Raw genomic sequence first — 18,428 nt, 5'->3', positions numbered from 1 at the left:
CTTCTTCTGTGCATTCAGCACTCCTATCTCCAGCTTTATCATGCTGAAGACCATACAAGACTAACCCGGGGGTAATCTGTTTACAAAGAGCGCTGGACCGCAAGACACACGACCTCGCGAGCAAAACAACACATAACCCAACACAAAGGCCACAGCGACCCCTCGAGCACACCAAGCCCCGATGTAAAGAGACCTACAAAAGAGACCTACAGCAGATAACTATCTCAGCTTTTCTTCTTTGAACAAAACATGCCGCCGCGCTACAGGGTCATACTTACGAAAAGACAGCTTCTGAACCAACTTCTTGGGATCGCGCTTCTTGACGTAGAAATAGCCCGTGTCTGCACTGCTCACCAGCTTCACCAACAGAGTAGCACCTTTCTTAGCCACTTAGAATGCCCCAAACACGAAATACAGGGATTCTACTGGTTTGAGCGCTCAAGGTCAAGGAGTTTGGTAAAAACGGTTGACATCCAGCTTGTAATAGGTATTTAGGACACGGTGGTCTGGATCCCAGGGGGTCTTGGCGTTTTTGATCTGTAGGTTATGTTGGGGTCTCTTTTTAGACTTGTTTTAAAGCTGGTAAGCGCCATACTGCCTGTGAGGTTGGTAAATACGTTTCTTGGGGTGGGCTACCTTCCGGCTTGGCAAGAGCACTGGGCTTCTCTGTTAGTGCTCATCGTAACTCACGTGTCATGCTATATTGTTCAGGGGTCTCCGCCGTCTCTTGCTGGAGCTGCATTCAACAGTGGGTTGATAATAGCGCCCTTTTTTCTACAAGTGGCACTGGGATTGCTAGTTTTGGGTGTGGTCTCCATGTTCATATACAACAACGAGCGTGGCTCGGGGGAGAGCCTGGGAGATGCGGTTGTTATTCAGATAGCGTTTGGTCAGTTACTTACAGCTGCTGTATCTATGCCTGCTGTGGTGACGATATACGAAGGCGTGATCTACTTGTACAATAAAGTTTGCATTGGGATATTTATGTGTCCCATTTGGTTCAATTACTTCATGAACTTTACGGTGTTTTTTGTGATACCCTTTGTGTTTTTTAATTTGGTTATCGTCATAAAACCGTGGCCCATGTCCACGTTGCAGCTCAGGTATAACAATTGCGTTTCCGTAATGTCTGAAGGGGCGGTGCTCGCGTTGTACTCGGCGATTGCCATGTACATAATAGCGTTTGTATTCTTGGGATTACAGGTGACTAGTGCTATAAAGTACGGTCAGGCCGTATTGTACCTCGCATTCACTGGGGTGGCATGATGATCGCTCAGATGCTAAATGCTTTCTGATGAGTTAACCCGAGGGTGCTGTTTTTGGTGTCACGGGGGGTTCATACGTTTGTAAGACTGCGTTTTTATCTACTTGATGGGTAGTTGTATTGAAGAGAACATAATGAAGCGATGCGGTACGTTTTTTCTTTGTAGCAGTGTTGTTGCTCTGTGTATAGCTTATGTTGCGCAATATGTGTTTGGTTTGATGCCGTGCAAACTATGTTTGTTCGAGAGAATTCCGTATTTTGTTGCGCTAATTCCGGCGCTTATAACAATTTGCAAGGGCTCAAAGGTCTCGTTCTTTGTGATAATTGCCAGCTACACTGCAGGAATTTTGCTTTCTGTTTATCATGCAGGGTTGGAATATGGTTGGTTTACTGATTTCTTCAAGTGTGCTGGGGATTTAAGCGCAGGCACAAGCTTTTCGGATATAAAATCAAGCTTACTATCCGGTGGGCCTGTCATTTCCTGTAAAGTGCCTAGCTTTGTGTTTTTGGGGTTATCGCTGTCGGGATGGAACGCAGTATATTCCCTCGTTTGTATAGCAGTGGGGCTGTTTTGTTTCAAAAAAGCGCGGGATTCAGAAGATTAGAAGGCTGGTTGTGCTTGTCTGTGTTAAAATTAGTCGCTGGCTATAATGTTGCAGGGCCGCTACTGGCACTAGCTTCGCGATCGTCATGGCCCAAGAAAGAGGTTTTTTGTGGGATTTGTGTGTTAGTTTTCGGCCTCACCGACCCGGTGTCTGATGCAAACATTGAGCCAGGTATTGTGCTAAGGGTTGAAGGTGTTCTGTTATGTGTCCTTGTAACTGCGGTTTGTGGCTTTATAGCACTCGGTAACGGTACGAATTCCATAACAGGGTCTGTAGATAGCATAGATTTGATGTCAAGATAGAATCCTGCAATGTCAGCTCGAAATACCAGTCCTTCTTTTCCAGGATAAACGTTTGGTGGATTACCCGAAAGGTGGTAGCTATTGTTAGGATCGCGGCGGAATTCTTCGAGTGTTTTAGCGGAAAGGTCTGCATCAGTACCCATAAATATAATGGTTGTGTGCATATTCTGATATGAGATAACCTTTTTCCCAGGACTTACTGCTTTTGTCTCGAGCGTATACCCCACTTGTCCTTCCGCAACACCAGTTAGATGTTGTTGTTTGAGCGATATTTCCACCTTAACTCTGTGAGGCGTGACACACCTTACCGAAATGTTGCTTTTTCCTATGGCATTAGGTGCCGCATCAACTGTACTTGCAGAACCTTCCCATGTCGCGAATGCCGCATAAATAAATTGTGATCTCAGGCTTTATAAGTGGTTTTCCAGGCTATCATTGCTGCTTTTAATGCAAGGGGTCAGAGCAGTGGATGATGCGGGGCGTATACGTTATCTATGGGTTATTGGCTTATGTTGCGGTTTGCGATCTCTGAGCCATGATTTTATGGACGTAGTACAGGAATGCGAATTTTAGTTATATCAACATGGGGTTCAAGTTAGGAGTTACCATAGAGACTACGGATCGGCGTGGTATTTTTGTCACCGTGCGTGGAAGACTTTATTCCATCAAGTACATATTCTGTTGCAAAGGTCAGATGCGTGTGTCAAGGTGAAGTCGTTTCTGTGTCAGTGATGCATATTTTATTCTTGGGGCGAGTTTATAATTATGGCATGGAGTGTGTAGCTTGTTATCCCTGGCAGTTGGGATACTCTAGTGTGCGGAATAATCTTAGCTAATTACTCCAGGTAATGTGGCATGGGGATTTTTGCCGGGTTTCAGGTAGCAAGCTCCTTCTAGAACAACTCATCCAGAGGATGTCAATGTGCAGTCAGTGTCTGCTGGACGGTGACCTTTGACGAAAGCCACTTGCTCCGGATAGGTCCATATATGTTTGTGGACCCATACGTACGCCTGGTTCCCCAATGGATTCGTAATGTTCTTGATTTTCACGGCGGTCTGTAAACAAGGGCTCGATGGTTGTATCAGTCCCAAATGCCTGCTGCGCAGCATCCATAACACCAGTAACGTTAGTGCACCTGCTACTAAGTGCACTAAATGCAAACGTGGGAATGGCAATAATTATTGAAACTACAGGAAACACCATGGCGAAGGGTATCCACACAGTGAATAATAGCAAGCTAGCAGCACCTGTGAACACATAACTTGCAGCTTGCAGCGCACAGTACTTCAGAGATGCTTTTACCAGTGAGAATTTTCGGGGTTTATAACACAAGTTTTCATTGTTTGTAAGCAGGTTTTTCCTGAGTTCGTTGCCGAAGTAGTCATTTACATCCTCTTCTGGCCGCACTCCGCATGATCTAAGGAACTCTGTAGCTATGTTGTTTTCGTGCAGTTCTTTAGATTGTTTATGGAAATTTCTGATAACAAAAGCAACGTTGCCGTACACAGTGCTCAAAGTAAAAAACAAAAAGAGTAATACAGCTGAACAACAGGCTACGACTAAGTGCAGGGCGGTGGATATTATGCGCGCTGTTGCAAAAAGAGCGCAGGAAACAAACACTGCTGGAATTCTCACAAATAAGAGTTCCATTGAGCGTTTCAGAAAAAAAGCGACCTTAGATACTGTTTTTCGTAATCTTGCTTTGTAAGCATTGGACCTGTTGTCTAGTGAGCTTGCCATCTCCAGCAGCTCAATACCGTAATCCTGCTGCGAAAAAGGCATAGTTTTATACATGGTCCTAAGAGAGTTGAGACACATGTTGTAAGTGCGGGTAACAATTGGCTCTGAGTGTTGAGCTACCACATGCACGAAGTATACTGTCGAAAAGTATGTTGCACGCACGATAAAATACGCGGCGTCCACATGTGGTCTAAACAGTTTCGAAGGCGTTTCGGCGCATTCTTTGCTCAGTCGCTCTGGATCCATACTGCCTCGCTACTCCAGAAGACCAGCCTATATCCTACCGAGCCAGGCTGGATCCGTATGGAAAAACAGGGGAGATTTTACACCCTTATGTGGTGTGCGTGAAGTGTCATAGTAGCGCTGGAATAGATGTTGGGATTTCATAGAAAAGAGAATTGGGTTTTGGTGCTTTACGTACGCGCAGACGCATGACCGCGGCGTTAGCCCCTATGCACGTTTGGTTTTTGGCACTGGGGGCTAACTGCTGTTTCGCTGACTGTTACAAACAATTTACGCGTTTCTGCTACTATAAGCGGCCAAACGATGTTGTCGAACGTTTCTGTGCAGTTCTCCCAGGTACTCTGCGGACATTTTCTCTAGATCGCTAGAAAGTTGACATTTGACATAATCCCTGCAGGACCTACTAACTTGTGGCATGTGCACCAAATCCTCAACTGATTTGACGTTATTATAAGATATGTCAAGTACCAGAGCATCTACCACTTTGTCACGAAATTTTGCACTTTTGTTGCACATATATGCAACGGGGATAAAACTAGCTAACGCAGACAACAGTGCTATAGGGAATATAACACATACCATTAATGTTGCTGTCGCACCTGCAACGGTATAGGCCAGAGCCATCGCAACAAACTCGTTTTTTTGATTAGTACTATTCTCTAATTCCTCTTCGTATTGATCAGTATTTCCACTCCTTCGGTGTCTCTCTGATAGGAATTTTTCAATTCCGTCTCTAGATGCTGTGTGGATCGCTGTTGTCACAGACTTAACAACATTTCCCACCTCCTTCAATGCTTTACCAAGCGCAATAACGTATATTCCAACAGTTTCCAGGAACATGAAGTATGTAGTTAGAGTTATAACTGACATAAGGGCGGCAAGCGACATGGGGCAGATTAGAGCAAAAGCCAACACCCAAGCAGGTAGCCTTATTATTTTGTTTAGCAAATTATATCGTGTCAGGTTCTGCAGTTTTTCATCGAAGTTGTAGCAAGCAACATCGATGTTAGCTCCTTTTGTGGCCAGGAAAGCTGACAGTTCCGCTTGATGGACAACAACACTCGATGCTGTGCCTTTACTTCCGGATATAAGGCCTTTGACAATCTTTGCAGTCATTGTCTTCCAAATATTCACCACTTGGGTATTGTGTAGTTCGATATAGCGCATTGCGCCCAAGCTTTGATCCATATTTAATAACCGGTAAATTAACTAAGCACTATTCGCGTAGTGGGCGCGAAAATTTCGACAGTTAGGTTCGTATTGAACGCAATGGGCATCAGTAAATGATGTGTCTATTTTGTCACTATTTTCTCCCTTCTGCAATATATATTAATTATGCAACTTATTTGCAACATGTGTAAATACCAGTAGCGAGCAACGAGGAGTTTCATTGCGTTTTGCGGGTGTCAACGATGACTGCTTCCGGTGGAAACCTGTGTGTTCTTCTGTGCTAACACCTTAATATTTACCTAAAGTGCTCACAAGAGCCAGATGAGTGATAATGTACGGTAGCTTCTTCTACATGTGTTCCGGCCATAGTGCTGGCAGGTAATGTTGAACACAAACTGTTGCGATGCTGGATATTAGATTCTCCACTGCCGGATACGTGAATATTACCACAGCTAGGCGTTAGGTGACTTTGCAAGTAGGCAGGTGAGGATATGTGTTGTGAATAATATGGATCAGTAGTATGCCTGTGATATGTTGCCGGGATATACGTGGCATTTTGTGTGTAATCTTGAGGAGGTGCTGAGGGAGATGAAGGGGCGTAACACTGCGACGCACATGCGTTTTGACGATGCTGTCTGTCAGTGAGTTGCACTGGGTAACATATAGTAGGGCCTGCTTGCCGTTCTGTGTAAGCCGAAGCTGTACGGCTGTTACGTGGTGACCCCAGAGTGGCTTCAGATTTGCTGGTAACATTTATAAGGTATGACAGACATGTGAAAACTAGTATAGGAGCCATAGATAATATGGCTACTGTTGCCGCAAACGCAAAGTCTCCAGTGACAACCTGTGCTATGATAGCTGCCAGCATACATGCTACTAGAACCCCTAGGAGCACTTTATTGCTGTAGGTATTTTTTGATTGACTCTCTCTGTTAGCGCTTTGCTGGCAACGGGTAGTGCCTTCTGAATAGTCTGGATTGTTCATGATTTGCCTCTCACTTTTCTTGTTGCACATACTTTGCAGTAAGTTTTGTATTTTTGTTCTTATACAGACGAAAGTAGCAACTAAAAGCATTCCTAGGCTTATAAGTACTTCTAGCACAACGCCAACTAACAACCCTATGGCAGCGTACATAATGATAGGATTCATGCTCTGCCCCCGCCATAGTACAAAAACACCGATCTGCGTACGTTATCTAGGCTTCTCGAGGTACCTCTGTTATTAATGCGAAACGAGACAAACCCAGCTACGACCAATGCCACCAAGCAAACCGAGTCACCCGCAACACAGAGCCGCGGTCTACCGAAATCTGGGAACTTTTTGCGTAAGCCCCGGGAATCGTAACTAGAGGTGAATAAAAAACAACCCTTCTAAAGCCCGGATACCATACGGGTCGATCGTACACAAACAAGCGCATATTTCAACACATTTGTGATGCACATGCATTTTCTAACGTTCTGGGATATGGACAAAACCTAATTGATTGATAGGGAATTTACTGTGATGTTAATACTGTGAAGGGAAATCGCTGGCGTGTTCGTTAGGCGCACTAGGGCTTGCTCAACATTTGTGGTTTTATAATTTGCATTGCATCAACAATCGGTCAAAGTAAAACGCTGGTGGGTTTTCCTAATCACCAGTTGGATGATAGTAATGAGTTGTCTCTGTTTTTATCCCGTGCATGGCAGTTGCTAAAACTGCGTGTTTTGGGTGCTATGTTTTCATGGCTAGAGTTTTCCTCTCCGTATATTTAAAGGACTTATCGTGGTGCACCGTTTACTCCTGTGCCGTGAACGGTTTTCTTTATTTGAAGCACTAGCTTTGATTTTATGCCTTATGAGCGCGCTTACGAGGCGTGATTCATGTCACACGTGGTGGAAAAATCCATGAAGCTATGTTCTCCAGAGTGGATGTGTGTAGGAGGTGATTTTGGGGACGTAAAATAGCTAGGCACCCGGTGGTTAGGGGAATGGGGGGGGGAAGATGGTGCTATGAAAAAACCCTGCTTGTTGCGCACGAATGGTTTTATGGGATGTTACGATGTGTGCCGTGCAGCTGCACCCAAGACGCAGCTTTCCCCTTGTCCGAACATGAAAGAAACACTGACTGGTTGAAGCAGCAATCTCAGTGATTGCCTGGCGAAAAGCATAAGTGGCTCAACATTGCATGTTGCATAGTTTCCTTCTATTGCCGCATTTTATGCATAAAGCCAGAGCGGCTGTACAGCATTTAGTAAGGTATAGTGGCGAGCGGGCTGCTACATGACAGCAGTGGCTCGCAGGTTTGTGTGGCAGTTGTGAATTGGTCAAAAAAGCTTTGGGTGATGGTAGTTTGGCATCTGAGGTAGATTGTTCTGTGTGCAATAAGGCCCCACTGTATGGACGAATTTTGTTTGTTAGTACCGTGAATTTTGCATGCAATTATGCCGAAATCTGTTTTGCCAGTTCATTTTTAGGGCGAACTATTTAGCTTATGCAGTATCTACGAGGGCAGAGTGCAGTTGCGCTGTAGCTGGTGGAATCTGCCTATGATGGAGATTCACGTAGTAGAGGTCGAGTAGAAATTCTACTTAGCTGCAGACGGATCATGTGTTTGTGCTGTATTTTCCGTATGCATTGCTAACTTATTGTGATTGCCCGATATTGAGATGGACCAAGTGTTGGGCTGGCATGCGGATTAATTACGAATAATGGGATACAAAGCAAGATCGTGTTGCAGATTTACAGAGCTTGGTAGATGACATGGTTGGAGAAATAACACTTTTCAACGAGCTGATTAGGTTGAGTTACCCTTACCACTTTACGTTGTCTACGGAGTAAACTTGTAGCTTACGGATGCTGTTAACAGTTCTGGCTCTTACTCATGGTGCGGTAAGAATATGTACTGAAGAAAAATGCTGCGGTCTTTACGCATACGGAGAAACGGTGTGTATTCTTTGCTTTTCTGAGGAGAAGTACATGGGAAGTTCCACATGCGTCAATAAATTTCTATATGCTGGAGTAACACACAACATTTTGTTATGTCATAGCTGCTACAGATAGTAATGACCTTTTTGTCGCTGGGACAGGGAAGGAGTCTTTAAACTCCTCATAGGCATGGTGCACGAGATTGTCGAAACTACGTTAGCGGCTTGTTATATCGCAAGCAATCGGAAATAGCTCTGGCGGCGTTGGTGAGGATAGTGAGTTTTTCTCTGGTCAATACTCTATGTAGTTCCATGCACTGTCGCCGCGCTACAAGCTCATGGCGGCTTGTATTGTATTCCCCGCAGGGAGGCTTCCCGCTTCGGTTATCTCTAACGCAAAACGGGAAATACTTCTTGGAAATGCGCAGTCTTAGATACTGCGCCCTTTTTGTGCTTCAGTGGCGCCAATTTCCGCCACAGTAGGCGTAGCAACCACACTTCGCGGTTGTGATGCTTGCGTACTAGAAGGGGCATGAGCTGGAGGTTGGGGAGCCTGCCTGTTAGGCTTCATCGGAGTTTGTGCTTCCTGCTCAGCATCTTGCTGTATGAACTGCCTTCTGGTCTCTGCCACAGATTTACCATGCTTCTGGTCAGCAGAATCCGCATGTGCTGCAGCAGCTTGAGCATGATGGATGGGTGCAGCAGGTTTTATTTTCGCTGCGGTATCCACAGCAGGAGGCGTTGCCCCCTTCTCAAATAACTGCTTAGCACTCGCTACTATAGGCCCTGCTGTAACTTGTGAAACATGAGCCGCATAAGCCTTTATAGGCTTCAATTCTACCACGCCACTGCCTTGAGTTACAGCACTAGATCTCAGTAGAAAGGAGCTGTTAGCTGCCGCAGGTTTGACATCACGTGACGAATCCTCCGCATTGGCTCTTTGAACTACACCTGTATTTTCATATACGGCACGTTCCCCACTTACCTCAGCAGCCCTCACGCGAGCTGCGGGCCTTGGTGGCTTAGAGGATCCTGTAGCCTTCCTACCTGCAGCAGCTACTGCAGAGGCGACAGGAACTCCCTCAGTAACCTGTGTAACTGACGCGTTCCTCCCCATAGCAGCGGTTTTTGCGGAGACAGAAACAGGATCTTTCCCGGAAGTATCAACGCTTTTTGCCGCTTGTGTGCTTTCAAAGTTCCACATTCGTGAACTGATACTCAGTATGGATTTCCTAGCATCCGAAAACAAGGAAGCGACTGAAGAGCTGTCGTGCCCCTTAGATGCAGAAGATGACATACGCCCAGCCGCCTTAGCAGCTTCGATAACAGAAGATCCTTTAGGTATAGGGGGCCTGCTGGGACGTACTTGAGTGGCAGCTATATCCTGTGCTGGAGATGGAGTTGTGTTCCCAGCAGGTACCTTAGGAGCCGGTCTTTGAGGTTTCGTACTTTCCAGACTAGAGACAGAAGCAGTTACGCTTCCTTGGTTTTCTACAATGCCCCGCTGCGCCTGCGCACCCAGTTCTACTATCTTTTTTGCACTTATAGCACGTGGAGTAGCTTTTGTTGAGCTTGTTCCAGAAGACATGCTCGCATCAGTATTCATCATTTGTAATTCTATACTATCGCCGGATGGACTGCTGCTTGAAGGCGTCTTAGGTAGCGGAGGGCGAGGCGGTGGTACGCGTTTACCTCTTTGGCGCGCCTTTGCAAAAGTGTTGTTAGTTAATCCTCCACTGTTAATAATTTTCGCTGCGTTCTTAACGTGACCTGAGTCTGAACTTTCGCTTAAGCTACTTGTAGAAGCACTTTTCGCGCTTGTTCTGAACTCCATAAGTTTTCTCAAACTTGGTGTTACAGAAAAATATGATTTCAGACCCTTATTCTCTGCTTTGACTTGCTCAGAAGACGTTGACGAGTTAGTGCTACTTGTATTACTTTCTTTGTTGTAATTTGGCGATGTGCGTAGATACATAAGCTGTTCCTCGAAATTTTGGTGTGTGTCATCACCGACGTCTATGTGCTCGTAGTGGCCATCGTTATTGGGCCCAAGCGCGGCAGCGTCGGCGTCAAGACGAGCTCGCTTACTGCCGCCGCGGGCACGGGCCAGCTCTCTCCTTTCTATGTATAAATCATATCCGGCAATGAACGCGTATACCGTCGCCACTAGCGGTACAAGCGGAATCGCTAAAGCAGCAACGACAATCGGTATTATCATACGTATCACTGCTGCAAAAACAGCTGCAGGAACGCTAGCTCTCGGTGGAAATCTCGCCGCCTGCTTACCGAACATGTTATCCTTGGTGGTAGGTGCTGTCCCTTCCACAGTTCTATCGCTTACTCTTTGTTCTAAAGGCAGCGAACTCGCTGTGTGTGAACGTATTCCCGATATTTCCTCTTTATACACAGCGGACGAAAGCCGTTGTATATTGTGCATCGCCCCCAAGGTTGCGGTGCTCACTTGGGCTAACATCGAAAGTGCACACTCCAATATAACAACGCCCATGCCATACGTGATCACCGCGGTCATGTACGTAGTAGTTACTACGACCGCTGCAAGCAAAGCGGCAGTCAGAGCGAAGACGGTATACAAAGAACAAGTAACGGAATGTCCCCTGAGGTACAAGTTCTGCGCTGCGGGTACAACATCTCTGGTGATAGCGTCATGCACTGATTGACCCAAGCACGCAGCAGCGACGCCTCCGCGCATCGTGAGCTTTACAGTATGCCGTAGCGAATTGTACGAAGACCTTGAAGAGCCGTAAATACCCTCAGCTACGCCTTCAAGCGCATTCGTAATCAACGAGGAAAGACGGGTAGTCGTATTAGTCAGTGCACCCCCATCCTTCGCGGGACTGGCCCAGAATCTATACTTTTGCGACATTGAGAAACCAAGATTGTTGTGATGGAATGCTGTGTGGTCAGGAACTGGCAGGAATGGACCTCAATATCCACCTGCTACCACCGCGTGTTCTCAATTCTACACCATATAGTCAAATAATTGCAAGAAGAAACATAAAGTATCGCTAGAATTGTGGGATAATACTGGAAAAAAATTTGGTTATAGGTGTAGATATGAACTATTTATTGTTATATTTCAGAAATTAGTCGGTCATGCTTAAAACAAACGTGAGAAGTGCTTTAGTGTAGTGTTGGTGATGCTTTTGAGGTGACATTAGTAATAGCATGGGTGTTTGTATGGCGAAAAAACAAGACTATGTTGGCGTCATGTCATAGAGTTGGCAAGGTTTTGGAGCAAAATCGTGGCTGTGTTGAGACGGTTTGGCTGTTTTTTGAGTTCCAACGGTGTGTGCGTGAGTCCCAGTCAGTTGCTAATTCTGATCTCATATAGATGCAGTGATCTAGGTTTCAGTTTGATATGAGCTAGAGCTGTTTAATGAAGAGGGGGGGGGGATTTGTGTGAGTTAGGAGACCCACGCCTGGGACTGGGAAATGATATCAGGCATGGGTCTTGCAGATTAGTGCCGCTTAGCCACGGTGCAGTGTGGATGAGCCATTTCCTACAGGGCTGACATCTGCATATGCTGCAGTAGTGCTAGGTACATCACCAGTCCTATTTGCAGCTTCTGTAGCCAAGTGTTCTGACCTGAGTTGCTGCTGTGGTTTAGTGGGGGTCTCTAGCATTGCATCAAGTGGATTAAAAGGAGTTTCTGGCATTTTGCCGGCAGAACTTTCATATAGCCTGTAATAGTCCTCTTCATGTATTTGCTCGTCGGTAGCGCAGCTACAGAACAGGTTTTTGACTGAAGAGAAAAACCTTTGGATGCTGTGGCCAATGCCGGAAAAGAATTCACGCACTTTATCCCAAAATGTACGGTTGTTAGTTTGTTCTTCACCACTGGTAGCGGTTTCTTGTCCCAAGGATTCAGTGACAGGGTCACTGGATTCAAGACTTGCAGTCCGTTCCGCAGCAGCGATACTTTGCCTCTCCTGTGAGAGAATTTCTAAGTCAGGTGTTTGTTCGTCAGAGTGAACTGTTTCCACACAACCCGTTCCAGTGATTTGAGTGGCAGGTGCGGATATAGGCCTCTCTTGTTCGGCAATATTTTGGCTTTCTGCTGACGAGTTACTTGCTGCAACGTGGCCAGAGTCAGTAATGAAATCTGTCACCACAGACTCTGCAGAGTGGGCTACGTTCTGCATTGTTTCGGATATGAGTTGTTCCGGTGCAGAAGCATTCCCTGCTGCTGATTCAGTATTTGTTGAGGCAGGAGTTTGTCTCTCTGTTGCCTGAGCTTCAGCATCTCCTTCGGCCGAACTCAATGCCGATTGAGGATTGATTGACGGTACTATCGGAATCTCGTGAAAGGTTGGCAAAAGCATAGATGGTACAGTAAAGGCCTTGCAGCTGAAGTTTGCTACTACCGAGAAGCCAGTGTCTGGATATTTGAAATTGGATTCTTCGGCAATATTTAGTATTCCGCCAGGAACTCCTGAATTCATGCTTTCGAGTAGATGTGCTTCAGAGTGTGGTGTAGTGTGTCCTTCAGCGGTTCCAGGAAACGCAACTAGTACTTTTAACCCGTCATATAAAATGCGTTCGGGCAGGTTGCCTTCTCTTGGAAGGAATGATATGTCATACTGTAGAATGGTTGTTACGCCTCCACCAAGCCATTTTGGAGTCCAGCATTTCGCGTGCACGCTCACTTTATTCGGCTCTGTGCACATCAACGTAATTTCTTTACTATCCGGTGTAGAGCGATCCATGCGTGGCTTATCGCTGATAAACTCCTCTTCTTTGTGTGCAGCTTGCAGCACTTTCAGCAGCGGAAACCCTGTCACACCACCTTGGTGTAGAGTTGTGGTTAATTCCTCGAGCAGCAGCATATGAGGCACATGAAGTTGCTCCGTAGAGGTGGCATCATTCACTGCTTTTTCAAATAATGAGTGCAAAACAAAGAAAACATCCCTCCTTTTTTCTGCAGTGTCTATCGTACGATACTGTTGTTCAGTGATCCCCAAAAGTCGGCTTATCTGCTGCCGAGGGAAAATTGTTTCCCGTTCTTCTACGGTTGATGCTTCATAAAGGCCTCTCCCAACAGTCCGGCATGGTAAGCCGTTAAGGTGAATGTTTGCCCGGAATAAATCACTGAAAGTGTTTTTTCCTGAGCTAACATCTTTGATAAGAGTGCCGTGAATTTCATGCACCGCGTCTACATCGCGCATGCTGTCGTTAAATTGCTTTACGGATTCAGTTCTCCGGGACCTCCAATATTCTGCTGTGTTAAAGTCTTGCGTTTTTAGTATTTCAAAGCCTTCGTCAGAAGGGGTATCAGATGTGTGTACTGGCATAGTTAAAATTCTCTTCATCCATAACATAAGATCTTTCGGATAACTATTGAGAATATGCATAGCAGGTAATTCACTTGCCGCACGGATGGAAAAACGCGACGATATGTTCTTTGAAGCAAATTCCAACTCATCTTAAAACTAGGCATTAACAATTTAATACTTGCCGGGTTATATAGATGAACGCGTACACTTTAATCGGGTATTTGAAAGCGACAACACAAGCGACCGCTGCGCATTTTCTATTAGTTAAGCCAGTGTTTCACTCTTTAGCACAGTAGTCAAGAAATGAGTAAATATTTTCATTAATTTATATAATAAAACAAATCTTTAAGGAGCGTTAGCAGCAGTTTTATATACACATCGTTGCTTATATGTGAGTCATGTTGTCTATGAGCCCTATACTGGGTGACTCGCTAAACTCAATCTATGCGCCTTTTAGTTACGTGAGCTAATTTTTGGCTACGTGCATAGTTTTGGTATAACTGTGTAGCTGGAGTGGAACCTAGATTTATTCAAGGTTAAATGGGGTCTGTACTACTAGGACTACACTTTGGGCTCCCGGTTTATATATGTTTTGTGGTTACGTGCTCCGGGATATAACCTTAAGGTGTTTCACTTGAAGTAATTCTTCTCATACAATATAGGTGCTGGCCTCGGGGGTTTCTTCTGTTTTTGTGTTGAACTTATAAGCAGGTGTTAGTTTTAGCGGCTTGGAGGTAATCGCTTTTGTGGGGGTTTTGCAGGCCCTGTACCCGATTAGAGATAACTATAAGCACAGGGCAATTATGAGTAGGTGATGGTGACGCTTTGCTGGTTTAGTGTGCACTTACGGAGCTATGATCCTGGGCATTACTGGAGCTAACAGCGGGACTTATGTTCACAGATAATGCGTTACTACTCGGGGATGCTGTGGTGTGCACGCTCTTCCTTTCAGGAGCTGCGCGTTGCCGATCAGGAAATTCCTGAACACCGGTGGGAGAACGTTGTTGCGCTGAATCCGACTGTGCCAAGTCATTGTCTGACGAAGTGTTAGATCCAGGTGATTGAGAAAGGTTTCCCTTCCCGTTTATGCAACACCCAAACAGTAGATTTCTTAGTGCGACAAGGAGTTGCTGCACTACGCGACCGACCTGAGTAAAGAATTCGCGTATTGTATTCCATATAGAGCAGGAGTCCTCGTGACTTCTTATATCACTTTCCATTGCATCAGCCACATTGCCGCTACTTTGCCCCGTTGCACTATGATCAGCATAATTTGCATTGGTGACAGGAGTCACATTGTTATGTTTTTGTTGGTTACGTCTCGTGTTTCCGTTTAGTGAATCGTGTGTTGCACGAGCAGTAGGATTTGCGTTGGTGGATTGAAGAGCAGTGGACTGTTCTTGCGAATTGCTCCTGGTGTTTCTTCCCGCTGAGGTGAGGACCACTGTTTCATGCGTTTCCCTAATAGAGCACGGGCCGCTACTGGCACTAGCTTCGCGATCGTCATGGCCCAAGAAAGAGGTTTTTTGTGGGATTTGTGTGTTAGTTTTCGGCCTCACCGACCCGGTGTCTGATGCAAACATTGAGCCAGGTATTGTGCTAAGGGTTGAAGGTGTTCTGTTATGTGTCCTTGTAACTGCGGTTTGTGGCTTTATAGCACTCGGTAACGGTACGAATTCCATAACAGGGTCTGTAGATAGCATAGATTTGATGTCAAGATAGAATCCTGCAATGTCAGCTCGAAATACCAGTCCTTCTTTTCCAGGATAAACGTTTGGTGGATTACCCGAAAGGTGGTAGCTATTGTTAGGATCGCGGCGGAATTCTTCGAGTGTTTTAGCGGAAAGGTCTGCATCAGTACCCATAAATATAATGGTTGTGTGCATATTCTGATATGAGATAACCTTTTTCCCAGGACTTACTGCTTTTGTCTCGAGCGTATACCCCACTTGTCCTTCCGCAACACCAGTTAGATGTTGTTGTTTGAGCGATATTTCCACCTTAACTCTGTGAGGCGTGACACACCTTACCGAAATGTTGCTTTTTCCTATGGCATTAGGTGCCGCATCAACTGTACTTGCAGAACCTTCCCATGTCGCGAATGCCGCATAAATAAATGGGGAATTTGCAATGCAATTCCGGTTAAGAGTTGTGATCAACTCCTCGAGCAATAGCGGTTCTGGAACGCCATTAGCCCAACAATCACTCAGCATTTTGTCGGTAAAAATGGCATGAAACCTTGAGTATAGATCCCTCCTTTTATGCTCAACATCTATTTCATCATACTGTTGCTCTGTGATGCCAGTTTGGTTACAGATTTCCCACAGGTGTTCCTCATGAAGTTGTTTTGCGTTTTCTGGCAATGCGTTAGCAAGAGCTGGGGCTTGTGCCGACTGTATCACGTCTCCCGATACCGGAACCCCGTTTAGAAATATTCCTGGTATGGACAAATCGTCGAATGTTGTTTTACCACTCAAGGCATCTTGACTACGTGCGCGACGCACATCGTCCATTATACGAACGTTACGCATTACTGCCCAAAAGTTTCTAAGTGCGCCGAGGCGTTGCTGCTCGATAGCTGCGGAAGAGCTTGGGGGCGCTTCTCTATATCCTACTGTGTATCCAGGCTTTTCAGTGGGTTTTTGTGTATCAAATGTTGTTTTTCTTTTTATCATGATCTTCTCTGTATCTGTTGGTAGCGTAGTAGAGTGAAAGTACTCGCAAATTACCCTCATGCTCTCAAAGGAGAGCGCAGCTCCAGATCACTTTTGTCTTTTTCAAGAAACTAACGATTAATTCCTGACAGTTACCAGGGTGCACAAGTAAACTAGAGCCTAGTACGTGTACTCGAAAAACACAAACGCTAGAGGGCATCATGCATTCTCCGTTATCGGGCTGAGTGTTTCATTCTTAAACATGCTAGTCAATAATTGAGTTAATATTTTTATTAATTTGTGCAGGAATATATTTGGCAGGAAGTTTAAACAACTAGTAGGTTGTGAATCTTTTAGTTGCAAATAAGTCTGTCAGTACTGGGGAAGTCTTTAAAGCAGAGCATAGTAATGGTATGAGGCATAAATGCTCCATGGATCTTTGTCTCATAAAACAAACTCATACGTATATACGAGGGGCAAAAGCCCAGGTGAGGAAATTTGCCCCTGGTATGCAGCTGTTTGTGGAATGGGCATGATTCTTCACCTATGTGGCTTATTTCTGTATATCCGGTGTGCGGACCTATAACTGAAGAAGTAGTCTTGCGGCTGGCTGGGGCGTTGCAGTTTATGTTAGCGCTCATGCGATCTAGAAGAGCCCTGCGCGGCTGCACGTACGTGAACTGAGGATACCTGACTGCCAGGAAGCCCATCAGTGCCGGTGGCTAAGTCAGTAGTCGTGCGCTGTTGGTTGGGTTGCTGCTGAGGTCCTTGAGCGCTTCTCTCTGCGGCAGAGTGTCTTAATGCAGAGATTCCCGGTGCTGAAGATGTCCTCCGATCGGAAAAAGTAACCAGTTTTTCATGCACTTCCTCAGCGGCATTAGCACTTGTGGAGACTTTGGTCGAGCTGAAAAGTCCTTTTATATAGCGAAAGATTGCGATGCAGAAGTTGTGTATTCTTTCCCAAATAGTGCTGCTATTAGCCTGTTGCTCGCTACTACGTTGACTTTCCTCAGGAGCGCTGCTTGTGTCGGGTTCTTGTGAAGATGTGGGGAGAGCAGTATTTGCTCCGGATTCTCGGGCTTCCTGAGCTTCAGGTTGAGAAGATATATCAGTCTCGGGAGGTGTTACTGTTTGTGGAGAGCTCGAAAGCATAGACGCCACAGTGAAGGTTTTACCTTTCAACGGAGTTGCCAGAATAAGACCTTGTCTTACGGGATAAATTTGTGGAGGATCCTGTTGGAGGCTATAGCTGCTTGAAGGATTTTTAAGGTGATCCTCAAACAGGGCATGTGATCGCATCCTGTCTATGCCTTGAAAAGCGGCCGTTGTGTGTACGTTTTGGTATGAAATAGTTTTGTCGTCATTTAGGGTAATGTCGTAGGAAAGATGCGTTTCTACTCCCAACGACAGCCATGCGGATGTTCGTAAAGTAGCAGCAACTGATATTCTGTTTGGTTCAGTGCAGGTTACCGTGGCTTTGTATGACGCTGCCCGGCTTCCGTTTGGCTCCTCTTGCACGTTCATGTTGATTATTGAGTCTTTGGTTACCTCTGCTATTTCACCATATGGGAACCCGCAGACGCATCCTGCATTGAGTGTAGTGACTAATTCTTCGATAAGCAGCATGTGTGGTGTGTGCAAATTTCCACCAGTGTCACTACTCTTAGCATCCTCAAACAGCGAAAGAAATACGTAGAAAACATCTCTTCTATAGCCATTAGAATCTATTTCTTTGTATTGATCCTCCGTGATTCCCATATACTCGCATAACTGTTGTCGCGGGAATTTGCTTTCACGTTCAGCTTCTGGCACGGTTGCGAGAAGCCCGTGGACCCCGCCTGCTATTAATGGTGCTTTTCTGTCATTTAAGGCAAAATTTACTCTGAATATATCATTGAATGTATCTCTACCCGAGCGCACATTTCTTATGTGTGTGCTACGTATAGCGTCCACAGCGTCTATACTGCGCATTCTGTCCCAAAACGCTTGCAAAGTTGGCGCACGAATTTGCGAGATAGAAGGAAGAGAGCTATAGAGGTTTTTTGTTTTCGAAGACTCGAATATGCCTTCAAAAATTGTTCTTATCCGAGATTTTGTGTTAACGGGATTTGTGTCTGTAGTATTTTCTGACGTCATATGTTTTTTCCTCCAACATTGCCGAGCTCCAATATTTTTTTCGAAAGCGCACTTCTGCGTTATTACGTTGTGATGTAGGAACGGGACTCTTGGTCTTTAAAGCGGGTTGCTA

11 protein-coding genes are annotated in these 18,428 nt (G+C 45.4%); 3 read left to right on the top strand and 8 right to left on the bottom strand.

All coding sequences use genetic code 11. The annotated features are described in order from the left end of the window. Positions 1–219: 219 nt before the first annotated feature. On the bottom strand, positions 220–390 hold the full coding sequence (gene rpmG / locus ANPL_RS03365) for a 50S ribosomal protein L33 (RefSeq protein ID WP_169193348.1): 171 nt from the start codon (positions 388–390) through the stop codon (positions 220–222). Positions 391–546: 156 nt separating this feature from the next. On the opposite strand from rpmG, the gene ANPL_RS03360 reads away from it, so the two are divergent. Together ANPL_RS03360 and ANPL_RS03355 are read left to right on the top strand one after the other, a co-directional pair. Further along, on the top strand, positions 547–1,266 hold the full coding sequence (locus tag ANPL_RS03360) for a phosphatidylglycerophosphatase (protein ID WP_169193347.1): 720 nt from the start codon (positions 547–549) through the stop codon (positions 1,264–1,266). Between the two features lie 105 nt (positions 1,267–1,371). Next, positions 1,372–1,869: a disulfide bond formation protein B gene (locus ANPL_RS03355; RefSeq protein WP_338022646.1), complete on the top strand. Its 498-nt coding sequence runs from the start codon at positions 1,372–1,374 to the stop codon at positions 1,867–1,869. 40 nt (positions 1,870–1,909) lie between these two features. Here ANPL_RS03355 and ANPL_RS03350 read toward each other — a convergent pair whose 3' ends face one another. From ANPL_RS03350 to ANPL_RS03340, 3 genes are all read right to left on the bottom strand, one after another. Then, on the bottom strand, positions 1,910–2,449 hold the full coding sequence (locus tag ANPL_RS03350) for a hypothetical protein (RefSeq protein ID WP_169193346.1): 540 nt from the start codon (positions 2,447–2,449) through the stop codon (positions 1,910–1,912). Positions 2,450–3,099: 650 nt separating this feature from the next. Beyond that, entirely contained in the window at positions 3,100–3,954 is an 855-nt protein-coding gene (locus ANPL_RS03345; protein WP_169193345.1) for a hypothetical protein, read from the bottom strand. A 471-nt stretch (positions 3,955–4,425) separates the two neighbouring features. Then, positions 4,426–5,343, bottom strand: a complete 918-nt coding sequence (locus tag ANPL_RS03340) for a hypothetical protein (protein WP_169193344.1) — start codon at positions 5,341–5,343, stop codon at positions 4,426–4,428. Positions 5,344–6,053: 710 nt separating this feature from the next. Between ANPL_RS03340 and ANPL_RS03335 the strand changes: the two genes are divergently transcribed. Further along, positions 6,054–6,233, top strand: a complete 180-nt coding sequence (locus ANPL_RS03335) for a hypothetical protein (RefSeq protein ID WP_169193343.1) — start codon at positions 6,054–6,056, stop codon at positions 6,231–6,233. 2,428 nt (positions 6,234–8,661) lie between these two features. Here ANPL_RS03335 and ANPL_RS03330 read toward each other — a convergent pair. From ANPL_RS03330 to ANPL_RS03315, 4 genes are all read right to left on the bottom strand, one after another. Next, positions 8,662–11,115, bottom strand: coding sequence for a hypothetical protein (locus tag ANPL_RS03330; protein ID WP_169193342.1), 2,454 nt, complete (start codon positions 11,113–11,115; stop codon positions 8,662–8,664). 605 nt (positions 11,116–11,720) lie between these two features. Beyond that, positions 11,721–13,562 (bottom strand): hypothetical protein, encoded by a 1,842-nt coding sequence (locus ANPL_RS03325; RefSeq protein ID WP_169193341.1) that lies wholly within the window; start codon positions 13,560–13,562, stop codon positions 11,721–11,723. 797 nt (positions 13,563–14,359) lie between these two features. Next, positions 14,360–16,261 carry a hypothetical protein gene (locus ANPL_RS03320; protein WP_169193340.1) on the bottom strand — a complete coding sequence of 634 codons (1,902 nt, stop codon included), beginning with the start codon at positions 16,259–16,261 and terminating at the stop codon, positions 14,360–14,362. Positions 16,262–16,810: 549 nt separating this feature from the next. Next, complete coding sequence (locus ANPL_RS03315; RefSeq protein WP_169193339.1) at positions 16,811–18,316, bottom strand: hypothetical protein; 1,506 nt, start codon at positions 18,314–18,316, stop codon at positions 16,811–16,813. Between the last annotated feature and the right edge of the window lie 112 nt (positions 18,317–18,428).

Origin of the sequence: Anaplasma platys (genome assembly GCF_012790675.1) — a bacterium.
In the GTDB taxonomy this organism is placed as follows: Bacteria; Pseudomonadota; Alphaproteobacteria; order Rickettsiales; family Anaplasmataceae; genus Anaplasma; species Anaplasma platys.
This window is presented reverse-complemented; position numbering and strand designations above follow the sequence as displayed.